The sequence below is a fragment of the Variovorax sp. 38R genome, from assembly GCF_014843395.1.
GTDB classification, from domain to species: Bacteria; Pseudomonadota; Gammaproteobacteria; order Burkholderiales; family Burkholderiaceae_C; genus Variovorax; species Variovorax paradoxus_H.
In genome coordinates, this window is record NZ_CP062121.1 from 4732677 (window position 1) to 4750491 (window position 17815).

General features: G+C 67.4%; 18 protein-coding genes, 3 tRNA genes and 1 pseudogene. 8 read left to right on the plus strand and 14 right to left on the minus strand.

The window, feature by feature from the left end; all coding sequences use genetic code 11:
- Positions 1–8: 8 nt before the first annotated feature.
- From IG196_RS32120 to IG196_RS21800, 4 genes and pseudogenes are all read right to left on the minus strand, one after another.
- The gene (locus tag IG196_RS32120) at positions 9–533 is read right to left on the minus strand and encodes a flavin reductase family protein (RefSeq protein WP_225617096.1); all 525 of its coding nucleotides are present in this window, start codon (positions 531–533) and stop codon (positions 9–11) included.
- Positions 510–1742: pseudogene (locus IG196_RS32300) on the minus strand (styrene monooxygenase/indole monooxygenase family protein); the annotation flags it as partial. The gene IG196_RS32120 and the pseudogene IG196_RS32300, both read right to left, overlap by 24 nt.
- Before the next feature lie 13 nt (positions 1743–1755).
- On the minus strand, positions 1756–3000 hold the full coding sequence (locus tag IG196_RS21795; RefSeq protein WP_192192979.1) for a styrene monooxygenase/indole monooxygenase family protein: 1245 nt from the start codon (positions 2998–3000) through the stop codon (positions 1756–1758).
- A gap of 55 nt (positions 3001–3055) precedes the next feature.
- The gene (locus IG196_RS21800) at positions 3056–3850 is read right to left on the minus strand and encodes an SDR family oxidoreductase (RefSeq protein WP_192192980.1); all 795 of its coding nucleotides are present in this window, start codon (positions 3848–3850) and stop codon (positions 3056–3058) included.
- Between the two features lie 184 nt (positions 3851–4034).
- Here IG196_RS21800 and IG196_RS21805 point away from each other — a divergent pair, with 184 nt between their 5' ends.
- Positions 4035–5045, plus strand: coding sequence for an AraC family transcriptional regulator (locus IG196_RS21805; RefSeq protein ID WP_192192981.1), 1011 nt, complete (start codon positions 4035–4037; stop codon positions 5043–5045).
- Positions 5046–5066: 21 nt separating this feature from the next.
- On the opposite strand, the gene IG196_RS21810 is transcribed toward IG196_RS21805, so the two are convergent.
- On the minus strand, positions 5067–5876 hold the full coding sequence (locus IG196_RS21810) for a siderophore-interacting protein (RefSeq protein WP_192192982.1): 810 nt from the start codon (positions 5874–5876) through the stop codon (positions 5067–5069).
- Positions 5877–5986: 110 nt separating this feature from the next.
- Between IG196_RS21810 and IG196_RS21815 the strand changes: the two genes are divergently transcribed.
- The 4 genes from IG196_RS21815 to IG196_RS21830 all read left to right on the plus strand — a co-directional run bounded on the left by IG196_RS21815 (position 5987) and on the right by IG196_RS21830 (position 8810).
- Complete coding sequence (locus IG196_RS21815; protein WP_192192983.1) at positions 5987–6610, plus strand: TetR/AcrR family transcriptional regulator; 624 nt, start codon at positions 5987–5989, stop codon at positions 6608–6610.
- Positions 6611–7019: 409 nt separating this feature from the next.
- Positions 7020–7970 carry a universal stress protein gene (locus IG196_RS21820; RefSeq protein ID WP_192192984.1) on the plus strand — a complete coding sequence of 317 codons (951 nt, stop codon included), beginning with the start codon at positions 7020–7022 and terminating at the stop codon, positions 7968–7970.
- A complete protein-coding gene (locus IG196_RS21825) occupies positions 7960–8475 on the plus strand; it encodes a hypothetical protein (RefSeq protein WP_192192985.1) in 516 nt (171 codons plus the stop codon). Before IG196_RS21820 ends, IG196_RS21825 begins: the two co-directional genes overlap by 11 nt.
- 71 nt (positions 8476–8546) lie before the next feature.
- Complete coding sequence (locus IG196_RS21830) at positions 8547–8810, plus strand: hypothetical protein (protein ID WP_192192986.1); 264 nt, start codon at positions 8547–8549, stop codon at positions 8808–8810.
- Positions 8811–8955: 145 nt separating this feature from the next.
- Here IG196_RS21830 and IG196_RS21835 read toward each other — a convergent pair.
- The 9 genes from IG196_RS21835 to folC all read right to left on the minus strand — a co-directional run bounded on the left by IG196_RS21835 (position 8956) and on the right by folC (position 16278).
- A tRNA-Asp gene (locus IG196_RS21835) sits at positions 8956–9032 on the minus strand.
- A 70-nt stretch (positions 9033–9102) separates the two neighbouring features.
- A tRNA-Glu gene (locus IG196_RS21840) sits at positions 9103–9178 on the minus strand.
- 51 nt (positions 9179–9229) lie between these two features.
- Positions 9230–9305 (minus strand) — tRNA-Ala (locus IG196_RS21845).
- A 36-nt stretch (positions 9306–9341) separates the two neighbouring features.
- Positions 9342–10730, minus strand: coding sequence for a glutamate--tRNA ligase (gene gltX, locus IG196_RS21850; protein WP_192192987.1), 1389 nt, complete (start codon positions 10728–10730; stop codon positions 9342–9344).
- A gap of 11 nt (positions 10731–10741) precedes the next feature.
- Positions 10742–11965, minus strand: a complete 1224-nt coding sequence (locus tag IG196_RS21855) for an O-succinylhomoserine sulfhydrylase (RefSeq protein WP_192192988.1) — start codon at positions 11963–11965, stop codon at positions 10742–10744.
- Between the two features lie 24 nt (positions 11966–11989).
- Positions 11990–13495 (minus strand): amidophosphoribosyltransferase, encoded by a 1506-nt coding sequence (gene purF, locus IG196_RS21860; protein ID WP_099791644.1) that lies wholly within the window; start codon positions 13493–13495, stop codon positions 11990–11992.
- 12 nt (positions 13496–13507) lie between these two features.
- Positions 13508–13993, minus strand: coding sequence for a CvpA family protein (locus IG196_RS21865; protein WP_192192989.1), 486 nt, complete (start codon positions 13991–13993; stop codon positions 13508–13510).
- Positions 13994–14028: 35 nt separating this feature from the next.
- The gene (locus IG196_RS21870; protein WP_192192990.1) at positions 14029–14898 is read right to left on the minus strand and encodes an SPOR domain-containing protein; all 870 of its coding nucleotides are present in this window, start codon (positions 14896–14898) and stop codon (positions 14029–14031) included.
- Positions 14899–14970: 72 nt separating this feature from the next.
- Complete coding sequence (folC, locus tag IG196_RS21875) at positions 14971–16278, minus strand: bifunctional tetrahydrofolate synthase/dihydrofolate synthase (RefSeq protein ID WP_192197108.1); 1308 nt, start codon at positions 16276–16278, stop codon at positions 14971–14973.
- A 36-nt stretch (positions 16279–16314) separates the two neighbouring features.
- On the opposite strand from folC, the gene IG196_RS21880 reads away from it, so the two are divergent.
- From IG196_RS21880 to IG196_RS21890, 3 genes are all read left to right on the plus strand, one after another.
- Positions 16315–16668, plus strand: coding sequence for an ArsC family reductase (locus tag IG196_RS21880; protein ID WP_192192991.1), 354 nt, complete (start codon positions 16315–16317; stop codon positions 16666–16668).
- 58 nt (positions 16669–16726) lie between these two features.
- Positions 16727–17356, plus strand: coding sequence for a hypothetical protein (locus IG196_RS21885; protein WP_192192992.1), 630 nt, complete (start codon positions 16727–16729; stop codon positions 17354–17356).
- Positions 17357–17482: 126 nt separating this feature from the next.
- Complete coding sequence (locus IG196_RS21890) at positions 17483–17809, plus strand: pyrimidine/purine nucleoside phosphorylase (RefSeq protein ID WP_119553910.1); 327 nt, start codon at positions 17483–17485, stop codon at positions 17807–17809.
- Positions 17810–17815: the final 6 nt, after the last annotated feature.

Genomic DNA, 17815 nt, shown 5'->3' on the forward strand with positions numbered 1-17815 from the left:
CCAGGGGCTCACTGTACGCATTCCGGATGGCGCGTTGTGACCTGGTAGTAGCCCGAGTGAAAAACCAGCGGCTCGCCGTCGAAGCGTTCGTAGCCTTCGACCTCGCCGATGAAGATCAGATGATCGCCGCCGTCGTACTGCCGCACGTTGCGGCACACGAAGCGCGCGAGCACGCCGTTGAGCAGCGGCACGCCGGCCGTGCCCTCGCAGCAGTCGACGCCACCGAACTTGTCGGCCTGCGGTGTCGAGAACTGGCGCGACAGATGGTGCTGCGGCGCGGCCAGCACGTTGATCGCGAAGTGGCTCGCGCCGGTGAAGTCGGCCACGCTGGGTGCCTGCCGCGCGAGGCTCCACAGCACCAGCGGCGGGTCGAGCGACACCGACGAGAACGAGTTGGCCGTCATGCCCACGCGGCGCCCGTCGAGCGCGCGCGTGGTGATGACCGTGACGCCGGTGCTGAACTGGCCGAGCGCCTTGCGGAAGTCGCGCCGGTCGAAGCGGTCGATCACCGCCTCGCGCGCCTTGGTTTCCAGAAAGCGGTCGGCCTCGGCCGCGTCGAACCACCAGGGCGCAAAGTTGCGCGGATCGTCGAAGCCGTTGACCACCGCGCTCGCCACTGCGGGCATGTGCGTCGCGCTCTGCAACAGCTTCTGCAGGTGCGGTGCGGGCGGTGCGAGCAGGCTGTGCGTCCAGCCGGTGGCCCAGCGGGCGTAGCCTTCCCAGTAGCGGTCGAAGGTCTGCTGCATCCACGCGGCATCGAAAGGCGCGTCACCGTGCTCCAGGATCCGCTTGAGGTAGATGTCAGCCGCCTTGGCCGCATTGTTCGAACCCTGCCCCGTGATCGGGTCGTTGAGCACCACCGCATCGGCAAGCCCCAGCACCTGGCGGCCCGAGGGCAGCGTGGCGACCGGGTGCCGCACCACGGGCGTGACGCGGCCGCGCAGCACGCCGTGGTCATCGGTCAGCTCAATGTGGGTGCAGCGCTCGGCCTCCCAAGGCAGGAAGGTGGCGAGGATCTGCTTGCTGCGCGCCAGGTGCTCCTGCGGTGTCTTCACGTCGTCCCAGCAGTCCATCGGGCCGCCGGGCACGCCCTCGAACACCATGATCTCGCACGGGCCGCTGGTGGTGAGCGCGGGGAACACGAAGTATTCGCCGACACCCGGAATGAGGTTGAAGCTCACGGCCGAAAAGGACTCGCGCGGGCGCATGCCCTTCACGTAGGTGAGCGCCAGCGCGCGCTGCGGCTGCTCGAACGGCGAGCGCGCCGCGTCGCGCGGGAACAGCGCCGAGATCTCGCCCTTGCCGCTCGCGATGACCACGAGGTCGTGCGTGCGCGCGCAATCTTCCAGCGTGTCGAGGTCGGCGTCCTTATGCACGAGACGGCCGCCGCGCGCTTCGAACAGCTGCATCCACGCAGCGATCTTCAGGCGCTGGTCGACCGACTGCGCGGGGCCGTCGAGCTTTGCTTCCCACGCGATGGCGCGGTGGCCTTCAGGGCTGCGCACCGACATGCCGATGCCCTCGACGGTCGGGCAGATGTCGGCCCAGCTGTCGAGGCCGAGTTCGCGCTCGGTCTGCAGCGCGGTCTCGAACATGCATTGGCTCGACATCACCGGCCCGTCGAAGATCTCCTGCGCGGTGCGGTTCGCATACACCGTCACCGCGTACCCCTTGGCCAACAGGCCCAGGGCGAGCTGCATGCCGGACTGGCCGGCGCCGACGATGGCCACGCGTCGTGTCATGTGAGCACTCCGCCTACGCCGCTGCCGCTGCAGCGCAGGTGTCGAGGTAACGGTCGGCCTCCTGCGGGTCGGCGAACCACGGGAAGAAGGTGCGCGGGTCGTCGAAGCCGTTGGCGATGGCGCTGGCCATCGGCGGCACGGCGCCGGCGCTGCCGAGCAGCTTGAGCACATGCGGCGGCGGCGGTGCGAGCAGCATGTTGGTCCAGCGCGTGACCCACTGCGCGTAGCCGAACCAGTAGCGGTCGAAGGTCTGCTGCATCCACGGCGCATCGGCCGCGCCATCGCCGCGCGCCAGGATGCTCTTCAGGTAGGTGTCGGCGCACTTGGCCGCGTTGTTCGAGCCCTGCCCCGTGATCGGGTCGTTGAGCACGACCACGTCGGCCAGGCCCAGCACCTTGCGGCCCGAAGGCAGCGTGGCGATCGGCTTGCGCACGGTGGGCGCAAAGCGGCCGGCGAGGATGCCGTTGTCGTCGGTGAGCTCGATGTCTTGGCAACGCTCGGCCTCCCAAGGCGTGAAGGTGTCGAGGATCCACTTGCTGCGCGCCAGGTGCTCCTGCGGCGTCTTCACGTCGGCCCAGCAGTCCATCGGGCCGCCGGGCACGCCTTCGAACACCATGATCTCGCACGGGCCGCTGGTGGTGAGCGCGGGAAACACGAAGTACTCGCCCACGCCCGGAATCAGGTTGAAGCACACGGCCGAGAACGGCGTGCGCGGGCGCATGCCTTTCACGTAGGTGAGCGCCAGTGCGCGCTGCGGCTGGTCGTAGGTCGACTTGGCGGCGTCGCGCTCGAAGAGCTTCGAGATCTCGCCCTTGCCGCTGGCCACCAGCGTGAGGTCGTGGCTGCGGGTGCAGGCTTCGAGGTCGTCGATGCCGGCGTCCTTGAAGACCAGCTCGCCGCCCTTTTGCTGAAACTGCGCCATCCACGCCGGCACCTTCACGCGCTGGTCGACCGACTGCGCGCTCGAGTTCAGCCGCGCCGCCCATTCGATGGCCTTGGCGCCTTTCTGCTCGGGGTTCGGCACGGCAAAGCCGATGCCATCGACCGTGGGGCAGTCGTTGGCCCACTGATCGAGCCCCAGGTCGCGTTCGACCTGCAGCGCGGTGTGGAACATGCACTGGCTCGACATGACCTTGCCGTGGCGGATGTCGTCCGCCGAACGGTTGCTGTACATGGTGACCTCGTAGCCTGCGTCCAGCAGACCGAGTCCCAATTGCAGGCCCGACTGGCCCGCGCCGACGATGGCGATTCGCTTCATGGCTTGCTCCTTCTTTGGTTGTCTCGTGGGGGTGGTGTTTTGTTGCCGATGGGGCTCAGGGTTCCATCAGGCGGGGGATGGCTGGCACAGCCTGCTCAGGGCCCATGGCGGAGTAACCGCCGTCCACCGCGTAGTCGGCGCCGGTGACGAAGCTCGCGTGCTCGGAGCACAGGAACAGCACCACCTGCGCCACCTCGTCGGGGTCGCCGACGCGCCCCAGCAGGTGGTAGGGCGCGGCCACGCGGTCGGTGCGCGCGCGGTCGCCGCCCGTCAGCTGGTCCATTACCGCCGACCAGGTCCAGCCCGGCGAGACGCTGTTCACGCGGATGCGATCGGGCGCAAGGTCCATCGCCATGTTGCGCGTGAGCTGCGCCATCGCGGCCTTGCTCACGGGGTAGAGCCAGCGCCCGGTCTGGGCCACGCGCGACGAGATGCTGGTGAAGTTGACCACCGCCCCGCCGCCGGCCGCCACCATGTGCGGGTGCACCGCCTGCAGCATCGCGACGGCACTGGCCACGTTCACATTGAACGAGGTGAGCCAGTCGGCGCGGGGCGACTTGAAGCCGTCGTCCACGTACGAGCACGCCAGGTTGACGAGAAAGTCCACGCCACCGTGACGGGCAACCGCCTCGTCGACGCAGGCCTTCACCTGCGCGTCGTCGGTGATGTCGGTGCGCACGAAGCGCACCCCGGCACCCAGTGCATCGGCCAGCGGCTGGCCCTTGTCGGCGTCGATGTCGGCGATGACCACCTTCACGCCGGCCGCGTGGAAGGCGCGCACCACGCCGGCGCCTATCAATGTCGAACCACCCGTGACGATGGCGCTTTTGCCTTCGAGACCCTTGAACATGACGCTTGCTCTCCTCGGTTGAATCGCCGGTTCGGCGAATGGGCCAAAGGTAGAGCGGAAGACCTCGCCGGCCGATCCCGAAAACGCAGGCGCTGTCCCTGCCGCGCAGGTTTTTTCGGGGATTCCAAGGGACGGCCCGAATTGTGGGCTGGAAGGCTTTTTGCTACGGTCACCCCGCTTCCCTATGGAAACCGCCACCGCCCCACGGCTGCCGCTGCAGCGTTACCGCCTGTTCGAGAGCCACGACATGGACGAGGCACGCGAGAGCGTGGCCCGCGTGTTCTGCCCGCACGGCCTCACGATGCTGCGCCCGCGCACCGAACTGGACGCCTGCCACCACAGCGCGCAATTGCACCGCGATGTGAGCCTCAATTACGTGCAGTACGGCCCCGGCGTGCAGATCGACCCGGGCTACCTGCAAGACTTCTTCCTGTTGCAGATTCCGTTGCGCGGCGGCGCCGACATCCGCTGCGGTGGCCAGCAGGTCGAAGCCACGCCGCGCATCGCCTCGCTGCCCTCGCCCACCGAACTGCTGTCGATGCGCTGGGCAGACGACAGCCCGCACCTCATCGTGCGCATCGCGCGCGCGGCGCTGCTGTCGCGGCTCGAGGCGCTGCTGCAGGCGCCCGTGCGGCAGCACCTGGTGTTCGACCTCGGCGTGCCGCTGGACAACCCCGCGCTCGCGCCGCTGGTGCACTTCATCGACTACCTGCGGCTCACGCTCGACGCCGGCAATGCGCTGCAGGGCGGCGGACGCCTGGCCGAGCATGCCGAGGAGTACCTGATGTCGAGCCTGCTGATGTCGGCGGGCCACAACCACTCGCGCGCGCTCGCCGGTGACGCGCAGCGCCACCTGCTGCCGCGCGCGGTGCGCAAGGCGCAGGAGTTCATGGCCGCGCACGCCGAGCAGCCGCTGTCGCTGGCCGACGTGTGCCGCGAGGCCGGCTGCAGCGCGCGCGCCCTGCAGCTCGCGTTCCGCCAGCATGCGGGCCAGGGGCCGATGGAGTTCCTGCGCGAGCTGCGGCTGGACCGCGTGCGCACCGAACTGCAGGCCGCGTCCACGCAGACGGGCGTGCGCGACGTGGCGCAGAAGTACGGCTTCCTGCATCTGGGCCATTTCGCGGCCCAGTACCGCGCGCGCTTCGGCGAGCGGCCGTCGGACACCCGCACGCGCCACGCGCCGGCCGAGCACTGACCCAGCCGGTGCGCGTCGGGCTCAGGCCCGGTCGCGGTGATCGGCTTCGCCGTGCTTCCAGTAGCCCTTGGCAGTCAGGCGCGTGCGCGCCAGGCCCTGGTCGTTCAGGAAATGGGCGCGCAACGTGCGCACCACGCCCGACTCGCCCGCCAGCCAGATGTACCCCGGCCCCGCCGGCTGCGGACGGTGCATCAGCTGCTGCTGCAGCGCCAGCCCCGGCTCGGTCGGATCGCCGGTGAGCCAGCAGGTGCGCAGCACGGCCTGGCTGCGGATCTCCTGCACATCGGCGGCCGTGGGCACTTCGACATAGGTCTTGAGGCGGATCTCCGGCCCGAGGCTCGCGGCAATCGACTGGATCGCGGGCAGCGCGGTCGCGTCGCCGGCCAGCATCACCCAGCGCGCGTCGTCCGGGAGCGCAAAGCCGCCGTCGCGCGGCCCGGCAAAGCCGATGCATTCGCCGGGTTGCGCCCGCGCCGCCCAGGCCGAGGCCGGGCCTTCATGGCCGCTGTCGCCGTGCAGCACGAAGTCCAGGTCGAGCGTGGCGGCGACGCGGTCGATGCGGCGAAGGGTGTAGGCCCGCCCTTCGCCGCCGGGCACGAACACCTTCACCCACGCGGCGGGCTGACCGGCTGCCGCGTGGCGCAAGAAGGCCGCGACGTCCGGGCCGCCGAGGGTGATGCGGCGCATGTGCGGCGTCACGAGGTCGCACTGGAGGACATGGGCTTGCAGCCGCGTGCCCCGTTCGGGCGGAACCGCAGCGATCGGCTGCAGGAGCGGAAAAGCAGAAGGCAACGCACGCGGCGCGTGGGCCTCGGAGGCATTGGCGTTCATGGTCTGTATGTCGATTCGAATGGGGGAAACTCTTGAATGCGAGCATTTGCTCGGTTCTTCTTAGAATACGAGCCTTCACTCGCATTGAAAACTCGCATTCGAGACGCCCGATGAAATCCCTTCCCCAGCCAAGAAAGGCGCCGCGCCAGGCGCGCTCCCAGCAGATGGTCGAGGTCATTCTGGAAGCCACAGCTCGCGTTCTGGGAGAGCGCGGCTATGCCGGCACCAACACCAACGTGGTCGCCGAACGCGCCGGCGTGAGCGTGGGCTCGCTCTACCAGTACTTTCCGAACAAGGACTCGCTGATCACGGCGCTGCACGAGCGGCACGCCGCGCAGATGTACGCGGCCATCGAGGAAGTGCTGGCCACATCGCGCGCGCGCAGCCTGCGCGGGCGCGTGCAGGCCGTGGTGCGTGCGCTGCTCGCGGCGCATGCGGTGTATCCCGAGCTGCATCGCGTGCTCGAAAAGGAGTTCCCCTTCTTCGATGCACCGCGCGAAGAGAGCGCAGCCGACCACGACATCTTCCGGCGCGTGCGCCAGCTGCTGGAGGAGCACCGCGCCGAGCTGACGCCGCGCAACCTCGACCTCGCCACCTGGGTGGTGCTGCAGATCATGGAGACGCTGGTGCATGCGGCCGTCATCGAGCCGCCCGCGCAGTTCGAGCCCGCAGCGCTCGAGGCCTCGATCGTCGATGCGCTCATGGGCTATCTCTGCGGCCCGACGGGCCGCTAGGGTGAATCTCATGCGTGAACCTCCAGGAAGACCGGGGACACGGAAACACGTCTCCCCTTGCATATGACAAATGAGAAGGGAAAAAGGGAAGCAGGGCAGCGCACGAGGTGCGCGGCGCCCTTTCAATCTGGCAAGGATCGTGCGGGTACTGACCGGATCTGCACGCATCTGGCCTAGACTCCCCGGCATGAACGCCCACCCCTCCTTCCACACCTTGACGTCCCGCCCCGGCGGTTGCACGCCTGCGTTTGCGTGGATGACAGCGGCGGCTCAGCAGACGCCAGCACATTCCTGAGCCCGGCGGTCCGCCTCTTTCCCTCTCTTTTCAGCGCAAACCATCGACCGCCGGGCACCTGCCCCGCGCGGCTGCGCCCCCGTCATCCGGGGTCGCGTTCGACTGGAGTGCGTCATGCATCACCATCAGGTTCAGCGGGAGCACGTGCTTCCCGGCGGCGGCGTCGCATCCAACACGCCATCTTTTCAATCCATCCTTGCCGTCACCGATCTGTCGGCACGCGGTAACCGCGCGGTCGAGCGGGCCGCCCTGCTCGCCGCCGAACATGGCGCGCTGCTGAAGCTCATGTACGCGCCCGCGGACTTCGCACCGTTCGCGCATGCCGAAGCGGCAACCGCGCTCGCAGGGCTGACCCGGTCGATGGCTTCGCGCTTCGATGTGCTGGTCAAGCAGGTCGCAGGGCCGAGCGGTGGCCTCGCGCAGATCGTCGACGAAGCCCGCTACGTCGACCTCGTGGTGCTGAGCCACGAACGCGACCGCTCGCCCGGCGCGCTCTTCACCGGCCAGCCCGTGGAGCGCCTGCTGCGGCAGCTGCGCTGCCCGGTGCTCGTGACGCGGCTCGACACGCGCCTGCGCTACGGCCGCATCCTCGTGGCCGTCGACTTCACGCCCGCATCGCGCGAACTCGTGAGCCTGGCCCACGGCCTGGACCCGAATGCCGCGCTGGAGCTGTTCCATGCGCTCAACACGATGCACGAAAGCAAGCTGCGCTATGCCGAGGTGTCGGACCACGCCATCAAGACCTACCGCCACGACAGCATGCGGCAGGCGCGCGAGCGACTCTTCTCGCTGACCGACTCGTCGAGCGCGCGACGCAACCGCGTGCTCTCGGCCATCGGCCGCGGAGACCCGGCGCGACAGGCCACGGTGCAGCAGCAGCATGCGCGCGCCGAGCTGCTCGTGGTCGGCAAGCGTCGCGCGAATCCGCTGACCGACTTCCTGTTCGGCAGCGTCGCGCAGCGGGTGCTGTGCTGGGCCACGGGCGACGTGCTGGTGGTACCTGGTGATCGACGCGCCGACACCCAACCGGCCGTCATTTCGAGGAAGCTGCAAAATGTTCGCTGAAGACCCGCTCATCAAGTACCCGCTGCGCCAGTCGCTGCTGCCCGGCGCCGAAGGTCTGGCCGTCTTCGCCGAGCGCGGACCGGTCGACTGGCTCTCGCGGCCCGACCAGTACGTCTTCATCTGCGAAGGACGCGGCGGCCGGATCTATGCGGCGAACGAGGCTTCGCTCGAAGAGGCCCAGCAGCTCATCAGGGACGCGCACGGCGACCAGGTCGTGTCGCGCGATCCCGAGATCCACACCTTCGTCGACCCCGAACTCGACGCGGTGGTCGAGCCGATCATGTTCCTGCGATTGAAGAGCCCGCGGGCCTACGCCACGGTGCTGCGTGACGAACTCGATCGACGCCAGGCCGACGTTCGGGAGGAAGACCTGCAACGTCACGACGTCGTGATCCGCGCCGAGGTGCGGCTCGCCGATCTCATGGGCTATGCGAAGGCTGCGCTCGAGATGTCGAACGGGTCGGCGGTGATCTGGAACTGGTTGCTGCGGTACGGGATGGCTTGAAGAAGGCTTCGGCCCGTCTCCTCCCATAAACCCGGTAGCCGGTCGGCAGGCTGCGGCGCTAGATTCGCGGCATGGCCGACCCGACGTTGATCCTCTACTACGCGATGACTGAGAAGTTCTCGGACCACCTGCGCGCGACCGGGGCCTACCCGGAGAAGTTCGTGCTGAGCCCGTCGCTGCACGACAGGTACCTGCGCGACGTGAAGCTCGTGAGCCAGAGTGTCGGAAAACCCATCGACCCAGGTTTGCACATGGGCATACGCATCGAGATCGATGCGGCGTCGGCGGGCGTGATGGTGGGGTCTGACGGCACGGAGGTTTTCCTGCTGGGGTAGACCCCGCGCGCTTCCGAAACTCAGGGGCTAGCAGAAGAAGACAGCGGCGGCATCGCCATGTTCCGAAGTCTCGGATTCGGATGCCAGAAGTCGGGTTCCAGAAAGACGAAAGGGTTAGCAGACGAATCTGCTAACCCTTGCAATCTGGCGGAGTGGACGGGACTCGAACCCGCGACCCCCGGCGTGACAGGCCGGTATTCTAACCAACTGAACTACCACTCCTGGTAGATCAACGTTCGCTCCTTGCGGAACCGAGTGTTGACAACTCGTGCCTGATTCACCGAAGTGAAACTGGCGACCCTACGGGGATTCGAACCCCGGTAGCCACCGTGAAAGGGTGGTGTCCTAGGCCTCTAGACGATAGGGTCAAAACCTTGGACGTGCTGCGATCAGCATCTCTAACCTTCTCGACACTTTGATGGTGGAGGTAAACGGGATCGAACCGATGACCTCTTGCATGCCATGCAAGCGCTCTCCCAGCTGAGCTATACCCCCGTGTGGGTGTCGAGCCTCGAATTATAGCCCGATTTTTCAGGCCTTTTTCAATCGCTCGATAACTTTTTCGCGGGAAAAAATTTCGAGCACTGAATCGAGGGACGGTGTCTGCGATGTTCCCATCACAAGCACTCGTACTGGCATCGCTAACACGGGCATTTTCAGCGCGTGTGTCGCGAGGACTTCCTTGATCATAACTGCGATTGCGGCCCTCTCCCAGGCGACCGTCATCAATTTTTCAACGAGCGTTGCGATCGCAGGCTTCACCGCATCGGTGATGTGCTGCGCACGGTCTGCATCGGTCACTTCGATGTCCGCATAAAACGCCGCAGCCCAACCAGCGAGCGCCACAGTCGTATCACAGCGGTCTTTGAACAGTGCGCAGATTGCGGGCAAACGCGCGTCGGCAACGATGCCTCGCTTTTGCAACTGCGCTGCAACAAGCGGTGCAAGCTCGTCGCCGCTCTTGGCCTTGATGTACTGCGCATTCACCCACGCGAGCTTGGCTGCGTCCCACTGTGCGGGGCTCTTCGAGAGGTGCGTGCCGTCGAACCAGCTCACCATCTGCTCGCGCGTGAACAACTCGTCGTCGCCGTGGCTCCAGCCGAGGCGCGCGAGGTAGTTGAGCATGGCTTCGGGCAGGTAGCCGTTGTCCTCGTAGGCGGTGACGCTCACGGCGCCGCGGCGCTTCGACAGCTTCTGTCCGTCGTCGCCGAGGATCACGGGCACGTGGCCGAATTGCGGCAGTGGTGCGCCGAGCGCGCGGAAGATGTTGATCTGCCACGGCGTGTTGTTGATGTGCTCGTCGCCGCGGAACACGTGCGTGATGGTCATGTCCCAGTCGTCGACCACCACCGCGAAGTTGTAGGTCGGCACACCATCAGGACGCAAGATGATGAGGTCGTCGATCTCGCGGTTGTTGATGGTGATCTCGCCCTTGACGAGGTCGTTCCACGTCACGTCGCCTTCGGGCGGATTGCAGAAGCGCACCACGGGCGGCACGCCTTCGGGCACGGGCGGCAGCACCTTGCCCGGCGCCGGACGCCAGCGGCGGTCGTACAGCGTCTTCTCGTTGCGCGCACGTTGGGCTTCGCGCATCTCGTCGAGCTCGGCCGGCGTGCAATAGCAGTGGTAAGCCGTGCCGGCCGCGAGCATCTGCGCGATGACTTCGCGGTAGCGCTCGAGCCGCTGCATCTGGTAGATCGGGCCTTCGTCATAGTCGAGGCCGAGCCAGTGCATCGACGCGAGGATCTGGTCGGTCGAGTCCTGTGTGGAACGGGCCACATCGGTGTCTTCGATGCGCAGCACGAACTCGCCGCCGTGGTGGCGCGCGTAGGCCCACGAATAGAGTGCGGTGCGCGCCGTGCCCAGGTGAAGAAAGCCGGTGGGAGACGGTGCGATGCGGGTGCGAACTTTGCCGGTCATGAAATGAAGAATCAGGATGTCAGGGTGCTCAGGCCGCGCGAAATGTCGGCCGTGATGTCGTCGATGTATTCGAGGCCGACTGCGAGGCGGATCAGCCCCTGGCTGATGCCGGCGGCCTGGCGCTGCACTTCGGTGAGACGGCCATGCGAGGTCGTCCCGGGGTGCGTGATGATGGTCTTGGTGTCGCCCAGGTTGGTGGCGATGCTCACGACGCGCGTGCTGTTGATCACATGGAAGGCGTTGGCGCGCGCGGCTTCAGGCGTGTCGCCGACCACGTCGAACGACACCACCGCCCCGCCCAGCCCCGATTGCTGGCGCATCGCGAGCTCATGCTGCCCATGCGAGGCAAGACCGGGGTAGTACACGCGCGCAATGCCGGGCTGCTGCTCGAGCCACTGCGCCACAGCCATCGCATTCGCGCACTGCGCCTTCATGCGAATGCCCAGCGTTTCCATGCCCTTGAGCACGACCCACGCATTGAATGGCGACAGCGCCATGCCGGCGGTACGCACCACGGGGCCGAAGACGTCGACGATGAGCTTCGACGGACCGCAGATCGCGCCGGCCATCACGCGGCCCTGGCCGTCGAGGTACTTGGTGCCCGAATGGATGATGAGGTCGGCACCCAGTTCGGCCGGACGCTGCAGGATCGGCGTACAGAAGCAGTTGTCGACCGCGAGCAGCGCACCAGCGCCGTGGGCCAGGTCGGCCAGCGCGCGGATGTCGCAGACATCGGTCAGCGGGTTGGTCGGCGTCTCGGCGAACAGCAGCTTGGTGTTGGGCTTGATCGCCGCGCGCCATTCGGCCACGTCGGTCTGCGAGACGAAGGTGGTCTCGACGCCGAACTTGGCGAACTCCTTGCCGAACAGGTTCAGCGTGGAGCCGAACACCGAGCGCGAGCAGATCACGTGATCACCGGCCTTGAGCAGGCCCATGCACATCATGAGGATCGCGCCCATGCCGGTCGAGGCGCCGATGGCAGCCTCGGTGCCTTCGAGCGCAGCCAGGCGCTGCTCGAAGCTGGCGACTGTCGGGTTCGACGTGCGCGAGTAGGTGAAGCCAGCCTCGGTGCCGGCGAAGCGGCGAGCCGAGGTTTCGGCGTCGGGCTGCACGAAGCCGCTCGTGAGGAACAGAGCCTCCGAGTGCTCGCCGTGCTGGCTGGGTGCCAGGCCGGTGCGCAGCGCGAGGGTGTCGCGGTGCAGGCCGGGCGGCAGGGTGCGTTCGTTGTCGCTCACGTCGGCCCTCTCTTCTTTCTCTTTTTACTCGCTGGGGTTCGGCAGGGCGAGGCGCGAAGCGTCTTCTTCGTTCTCCTCGATGCGCGGGCGGTTGCCGTTCATGCGCGAGATGGCTTCGGTGTCGATGTCACCGGTCACGTACACGCCGTCGAAGCACGAGGCGTCGAAACCGGCGAGCTTCGGGTTGAGCGAGCCGATGGCGCGCTTCATGGCATCGACGTCCTGGTAGATCAGCGCATCGCAGCCGATGAGTTCGCGGATTTCCTCGACGGTGCGGTCGTGCGCCACGAGTTCGTCCTTGGTCGGCATGTCGATGCCGTAGACGTTGGGGTAGCGCACCGGCGGCGCGGCGCTGGCCAGGTAGACCTTGCGGGCACCGGCATCGCGCGCCATCTGCACGATCTCGCGGCTGGTGGTGCCGCGCACGATCGAGTCGTCGACCAGCAGCACGTTGCGGCCCTTGAACTCGCTGGCGATCACGTTGAGCTTCTGGCGCACCGACTTCTTGCGAACGCCCTGCCCCGGCATGATGAAGGTGCGACCGACGTAGCGGTTCTTCACGAAGCCTTCGCGGTACGGAATGCCCAGCAGGTGCGCGAGCTGCGTGGCGCTCGGGCGACTCGATTCGGGAATCGGAATGATCACGTCGATCTGGTTCGGCGGCACGGTCGAGACCACGCGCTTGGCCAGCGTTTCGCCGAGGTTCAGGCGTGCCTGGTAGACCGAGATGCCGTCGAGCACCGAGTCGGGACGTGCGAGGTACACGAACTCGAAGATGCAGGGGTTGAGCGACGCACCTTCGGCGCACTGCATCGAGTGCACGTTGCCTTCGAGGTCGATGAACACGGCCTCGCCCGGCTCGATGTTGCGTTCGAACACATGGCCCGAGCCTTCGAGCGCGACCGATTCACTGGCCACCATGACGGTGCCGTCCTTCGCATTGCGGCCCATGCACAGCGGGCGGATGCCGTAGGGGTCGCGAAACGCCAGCAGGCCGTGGCCGGCGATCAGCGAAACCACGGCGTACGAGCCGCGCAGGCGCTTGTAGACGTTCTTGACGGCGGCGAACACCTCGGCCGGGTGCAACGGCACGCCGCGCGAGGAACGCTCGATCTCGTGGGCCAGCACGTTGAGCAGCACTTCGGAGTCGCTCTCGGTGTTGGTGTGGCGGTGGTCGGTGGAGAACAGCTCCGCACGCAGGGCGTGCGCGTTGGTCAGGTTGCCGTTGTGCACGAGCACGATGCCGAAAGGCGCGTTCACGTAGAAGGGCTGCGCCTCTTCTTCGCTGTAGGCGTTGCCGGCGGTCGGGTAGCGCACCTGGCCCAGGCCGACGTTGCCCGGCAGCGCGCGCATGTTGCGGGTGCGGAACACGTCGCGCACCATGCCCTTGGCCTTGTGCATGAAGAACTTGCGTTCCAGCAAGGTCACGATGCCGGCCGCGTCCTGGCCACGGTGCTGCAGCAGCAGCAGCGCGTCATAGAGCAGCTGATTGACGGGTGCGTTGCTGACAACGCCGACGATTCCACACATGAACGATTCCTCTCAGGGCAGGTAGCTTGCCAACTTTTCAGGCAGCGAGGGTTTGAGGCCCTGCAATGCCGCATCGAGAACAATGGCGCTGCGCGATTCGTGCCACCAGGCACTGTCGCTCAACGCCAGCAAATGAACAACGACCGCCAGCACGAGCAGGGCCACTGCCCCCCGTGCCGCGCCGAACGCTGCTCCCAAAATCCGGTCCACCGGCCGCAGGCCGACCGCGGCGATCAGCTTGCGCGTGAGGGCTGCCGCCAGCCCCACGCCGAACGCCACCGCCACGAACACCAGCACGAAGGCCAGCGGGTAGCGCCAGGTGGCCTGCGGCTCGCCGAACGGCAACCAGGCCGCCACGTCGGAGGCCACCCACTGGGCCACGATGAAGGCGGCCACCCAGCCGATCAGCGAAATCACTTCGAACACGAGGCCGCGCACCAGCCCGAACAGCATCGACAGCACGATGAGCGCGATGGCGATCCAGTCGAGCAGGGCCACGGCAATGAACTACAGGCAGCGGGCGATGACGGTGCTTACAACGTGAGGATGGCCGCGGCCAAAGACAAGCCCTTGACCCGGTCAGCGGCCTTCTCGGCCTCGGCGCGCGAGGCGAACGGCCCGACACGCACACGCGTGCGCTCGCCGTCGGTCGTCTTGGCCACGTGCACATAGGTCTTGAGGCCGGCGCGCTCGAGCTTCTGGCGCACTTCGCGCGCCTTGTCTGCATCGGCAAAAGCGCCGACCTGCACGACGAAGCGGCCGTTGTCGTCGGCGGCCGGCTTGGGCGCGGCGGCGGGCGGCTTGCCGTCGAGCAGCGCACGGGCGCGCGCGCCGTCGTCGGCATTGGCAGCGGGCTTGGCGGGTTCCGGCTTCGGCTTGGCCTCGGGCTTCGGTTCAGGCTTTTTCGGCTCTGGCTTGGGTTCCGGTTTGGGCTCGGGCTTCGGCTCGGGTTTCGGTTCCGGCTTGGGTTCGGGCTTCTTCGGCTCGACGGCGGGCTTGGGGGCTGCCGGGGTGGCAGGCACGGTCGCGCCGGGCTCGATCACGGTGCCGTCGGCGGTCTCGGTGATCATGCCGCCGGCCGACGAGGCCACGCGGGCGCCGCCATCGGACGAGGAAGAAGGCGCACTGCTCGTTGCGGGTGCCGGCGTGGCGGGCACGGGCAGCGGCTTGGCCTTGTTGCGGTCAGGGATCTCGATCGGGATGTCGACCGGCACGGGGCGCGGCTGGGTGTCGAACAGCAGCGGGAAGCCGATCACGCCGACCAGCACCAGCACCGCCGCGCCGAGCAGCCGATGGCGCGCACGCCGGCGCATGGTTTCGACACTTTCCGCCGGCACCGCCGCGGGGGCGCTGCGTCCTTCGTTGCCTTGTGGGCCGCGCGCGCGGAACTTGAAAAACGCCATGAAGTTCGATCCCTGGAGGAGTGCAGCGAGGTGGTGCCCGATGGTGCCGGATGGGTGTGGACAGCCCGACGATCAGCCGCCTGGCAGCAGGTGTTTGGCTTGCAGCCGGGGGGTGCCGTTTTCGAGGACGCCACCCACGGTGAAGAACGATCCGAAGACCACGATTCTATCAGTGGCACCTGCCTGCTCGATGGCCGCACGCAGGGCGTCCATCGGGCTCGCATGCACGCTGCCCGAGGCGTCGGCGCGCGTGTTCTGGGCCTGCCACGCGGCCAGCAGATCGGCCGCCTTGGCGGCGCGCGGCGTGGGCAGGTCGGTGAAGTACCAGCGGTCGATCAGCGGCCCGATGCGCGCGAGGATGGGCGCGAGGTCCTTGTCGGCCATGACGCCGAACACGCCGTGCGTGGTGGGCGAAAAACCCATCGCGTCGAGGTTCTCGGCCAGCGCCGCGACGGCGTGGGCGTTGTGCGCCACGTCGAGCACCAACGTGGGCTCGCCCGGCACGATCTGGAAGCGGCCCGGCAGCTCGACCATCGCGAGCCCGTTGCGCACGGCCTGCGCGGTGATCGGCAGTTGCGGGCGCAGCGCCTCGAGCGCCGCGAGCACGCCCGCCGCATTGAGCAACTGGTTGGCGCCGCGCAGCGCCGGATAGGCCAGCCCGCTGTAGCGCCGTCCGCGGCCCGACCAACCCCACTGCTGCTTGTCGCCCGAGACGTTGAAGTCGTGCCCGAAGCGCCACAGGTCGGCGCCGATGGCGTTCGCGTGGTCGATCACGCTTTGCGGCGGCACCGGGTCGCTCACGATGGCGGGCTTGCCGGCGCGCAGGATGCCGGCCTTCTCGAAGCCGATGCTTTCGCGGTCGGGGCCGAGGTACGCCATGTGATCGAGGTCGATGCTGGTGATGACCGCGCAGTCGGCGTCGATGATGTTCACCGCGTCGAGCCGGCCGCCCAGGCCGACCTCGAGGATCGCCACGTCGGGCTTCTCCTGGATCATGCAATGCAGGATGCCGAGCGTGGTGAACTCGAAGTACGTCAGGGCCATGTCGCCGCGCGCCTTCTCCACCACGTCGAAGCTTGCTATCAGTTTGGAAGCATCGACCGCTTCGCCCTTGAGCCGCAGCCGCTCCTCGAAGCGCACCAGGTGCGGCGAGGTGAACACGGCCGTGCGGTAGCCCGCATGCGTGAGGATCGACTCGAGCATGGCGCAGGTCGAGCCCTTGCCATTGGTGCCCGCCACCGTGATGACGGGGCAGTCGAAACGCAGGCCCAGACGCTGCGCCATTTCTTTGGCGCGATCGAGTCCGAGCTCGATCTTGTCGGGATGAAGGTGCTCGGCGCGCGCGAGCCAGTCGTTCAGGGTTTCCATGGAGGCCGGAATTGTCGCCGACCCGTCACTCGCGGCATTATGGCGGCCATGACAACCCTATACGGCATCCCGAACTGCGACACCGTCAAGCGCGCCCGCGCCTGGCTCGACGACCATGGCGTGGCCTACGCCTTCCACGATTTCAAGAAACAGGGCGTGCCCGAGGCCGAACTCGACCGCTGGCTCAAAGCCCCCGGTTGGGAAGCGCTGGTCAACCGCAAGGGCACCACCTGGCGCAAGCTCGACGAGGCCACGCGCGACGCCGTGGTCGATGCCGCCTCAGCCCGCCCCGTGCTGCTGGCCAACCCCAGCCTGATCAAGCGGCCGGTGGTCGACTGGGGCCCGAAGATCGGCGTAACGACCGGTTTCGATGCGCCGGCCTGGGCTGTGAACGCCGTGTAAACCCCGGAACCCCGTCCCGCCGGCGGGTCTCCAACCCCGATCTGCAGGAGAGAACACCATGAACAGACACGTTTTTCGCATCCTCACCGGGCTGTCGGCGGCCGGCCTGCTGGCCACGGGCGCCACCGTCGCGCAGGCCCAGCAAGTGGTCCAGGCCCGCGTGATTTCGGCCACGCCAATCCGCGAAACGACCGGCAGCGACGTCAGCTACAACGTCACCTACGAATACCAGGGCCGCCAGTACACGACCCGCACCACGAGCCGGCCCGGCGCCACCATCCCGATCCAGGCCAGCGCCTACGGCGTGACCACCGCGCCGGTCCAGCCGCAGTCGCAATTGCAGCCCTATCCGGTCGAGGCCAACAACGGCCAGCAGTACCAGGAGCAGTACCAGCAATACCCACAGGGGCAGTATCAACAGGGTGCCAACTCCCCGTGGGACAGCGTCGTGCCCGAACCCGGCGTGGTGGTGTCCAACGCGCCGGCACCGGTCTACACGCAGCCGGCCCCGGTGTACGCCCCGCCCGTCTACGTGCAGCCCGCCTACACCTACCCGTATGCACAGCCCTACGTCTACCCGCCGGTCGGCATCTCGCTGAACCTGGGCTATTCGCGCGGCTGGGGCGGTGGCGGCTACTACCGTGGCCATCGCGGATGGGGCGGCCATCGCCACGGCTGGCGCTACTGAGTTCCCCCACGGCGGGCTGGCTCTCCCGAGCCCCTAAAATCGAGGGCTTCTCCAACCCCGGGGGTGCTGCTGCCGCGGCGCGTCCCTCGATCCGCCGAACGCGCAGGCGCCGGCGCCATCCATCCAATGACGACGACTACCGACACCATCAACAGCGCCGCAGTGGCCACCAAGGCCAATGTGTATTTCGACGGCAAGTGCGTGAGCCACAACCTCACGCTGGCGGACGGCACCAAGAAATCGGTCGGCGTGATCCTGCCGTCCACCCTCACCTTCAACACCGGCGCGCCTGAAATCATGGAAGGCGCCGGCGGCAGCTGCGAATACCAGCTCGCGGGCACCAGCGAATGGATCGCCTCGGGCCCCGGCCAGAAGTTCAGCATTCCGGGCAACTCCAGCTTCCAGATCCGCGTGACTGGCGAGCCCTACAGCTACATCTGCCACTTCGGTTGAAACGGA

Coding starts and splice junctions, on each gene's coding strand:
- IG196_RS21880 (WP_192192991.1), top strand. CDS start 16,315: ATGACAACCCTATACGGCATCCCGAACTGCGACACCGTCAAGCGCGCC.
- IG196_RS21810 (WP_192192982.1), bottom strand. CDS start 5,876: ATGAACGCCAATGCCTCCGAGGCCCACGCGCCGCGTGCGTTGCCTTCT.
- IG196_RS21870 (WP_192192990.1), bottom strand. CDS start 14,898: ATGGCGTTTTTCAAGTTCCGCGCGCGCGGCCCACAAGGCAACGAAGGA.
- IG196_RS21815 (WP_192192983.1), top strand. CDS start 5,987: ATGAAATCCCTTCCCCAGCCAAGAAAGGCGCCGCGCCAGGCGCGCTCC.
- IG196_RS21890 (WP_119553910.1), top strand. CDS start 17,483: ATGACGACGACTACCGACACCATCAACAGCGCCGCAGTGGCCACCAAG.
- IG196_RS21800 (WP_192192980.1), bottom strand. CDS start 3,850: ATGTTCAAGGGTCTCGAAGGCAAAAGCGCCATCGTCACGGGTGGTTCG.
- IG196_RS21795 (WP_192192979.1), bottom strand. CDS start 3,000: ATGAAGCGAATCGCCATCGTCGGCGCGGGCCAGTCGGGCCTGCAATTG.
- IG196_RS21805 (WP_192192981.1), top strand. CDS start 4,035: ATGGAAACCGCCACCGCCCCACGGCTGCCGCTGCAGCGTTACCGCCTG.
- IG196_RS21820 (WP_192192984.1), top strand. CDS start 7,020: ATGCATCACCATCAGGTTCAGCGGGAGCACGTGCTTCCCGGCGGCGGC.
- IG196_RS21885 (WP_192192992.1), top strand. CDS start 16,727: ATGAACAGACACGTTTTTCGCATCCTCACCGGGCTGTCGGCGGCCGGC.
- purF (WP_099791644.1), bottom strand. CDS start 13,495: ATGTGTGGAATCGTCGGCGTTGTCAGCAACGCACCCGTCAATCAGCTG.
- gltX (WP_192192987.1), bottom strand. CDS start 10,730: ATGACCGGCAAAGTTCGCACCCGCATCGCACCGTCTCCCACCGGCTTT.
- IG196_RS21830 (WP_192192986.1), top strand. CDS start 8,547: ATGGCCGACCCGACGTTGATCCTCTACTACGCGATGACTGAGAAGTTC.
- IG196_RS21825 (WP_192192985.1), top strand. CDS start 7,960: ATGTTCGCTGAAGACCCGCTCATCAAGTACCCGCTGCGCCAGTCGCTG.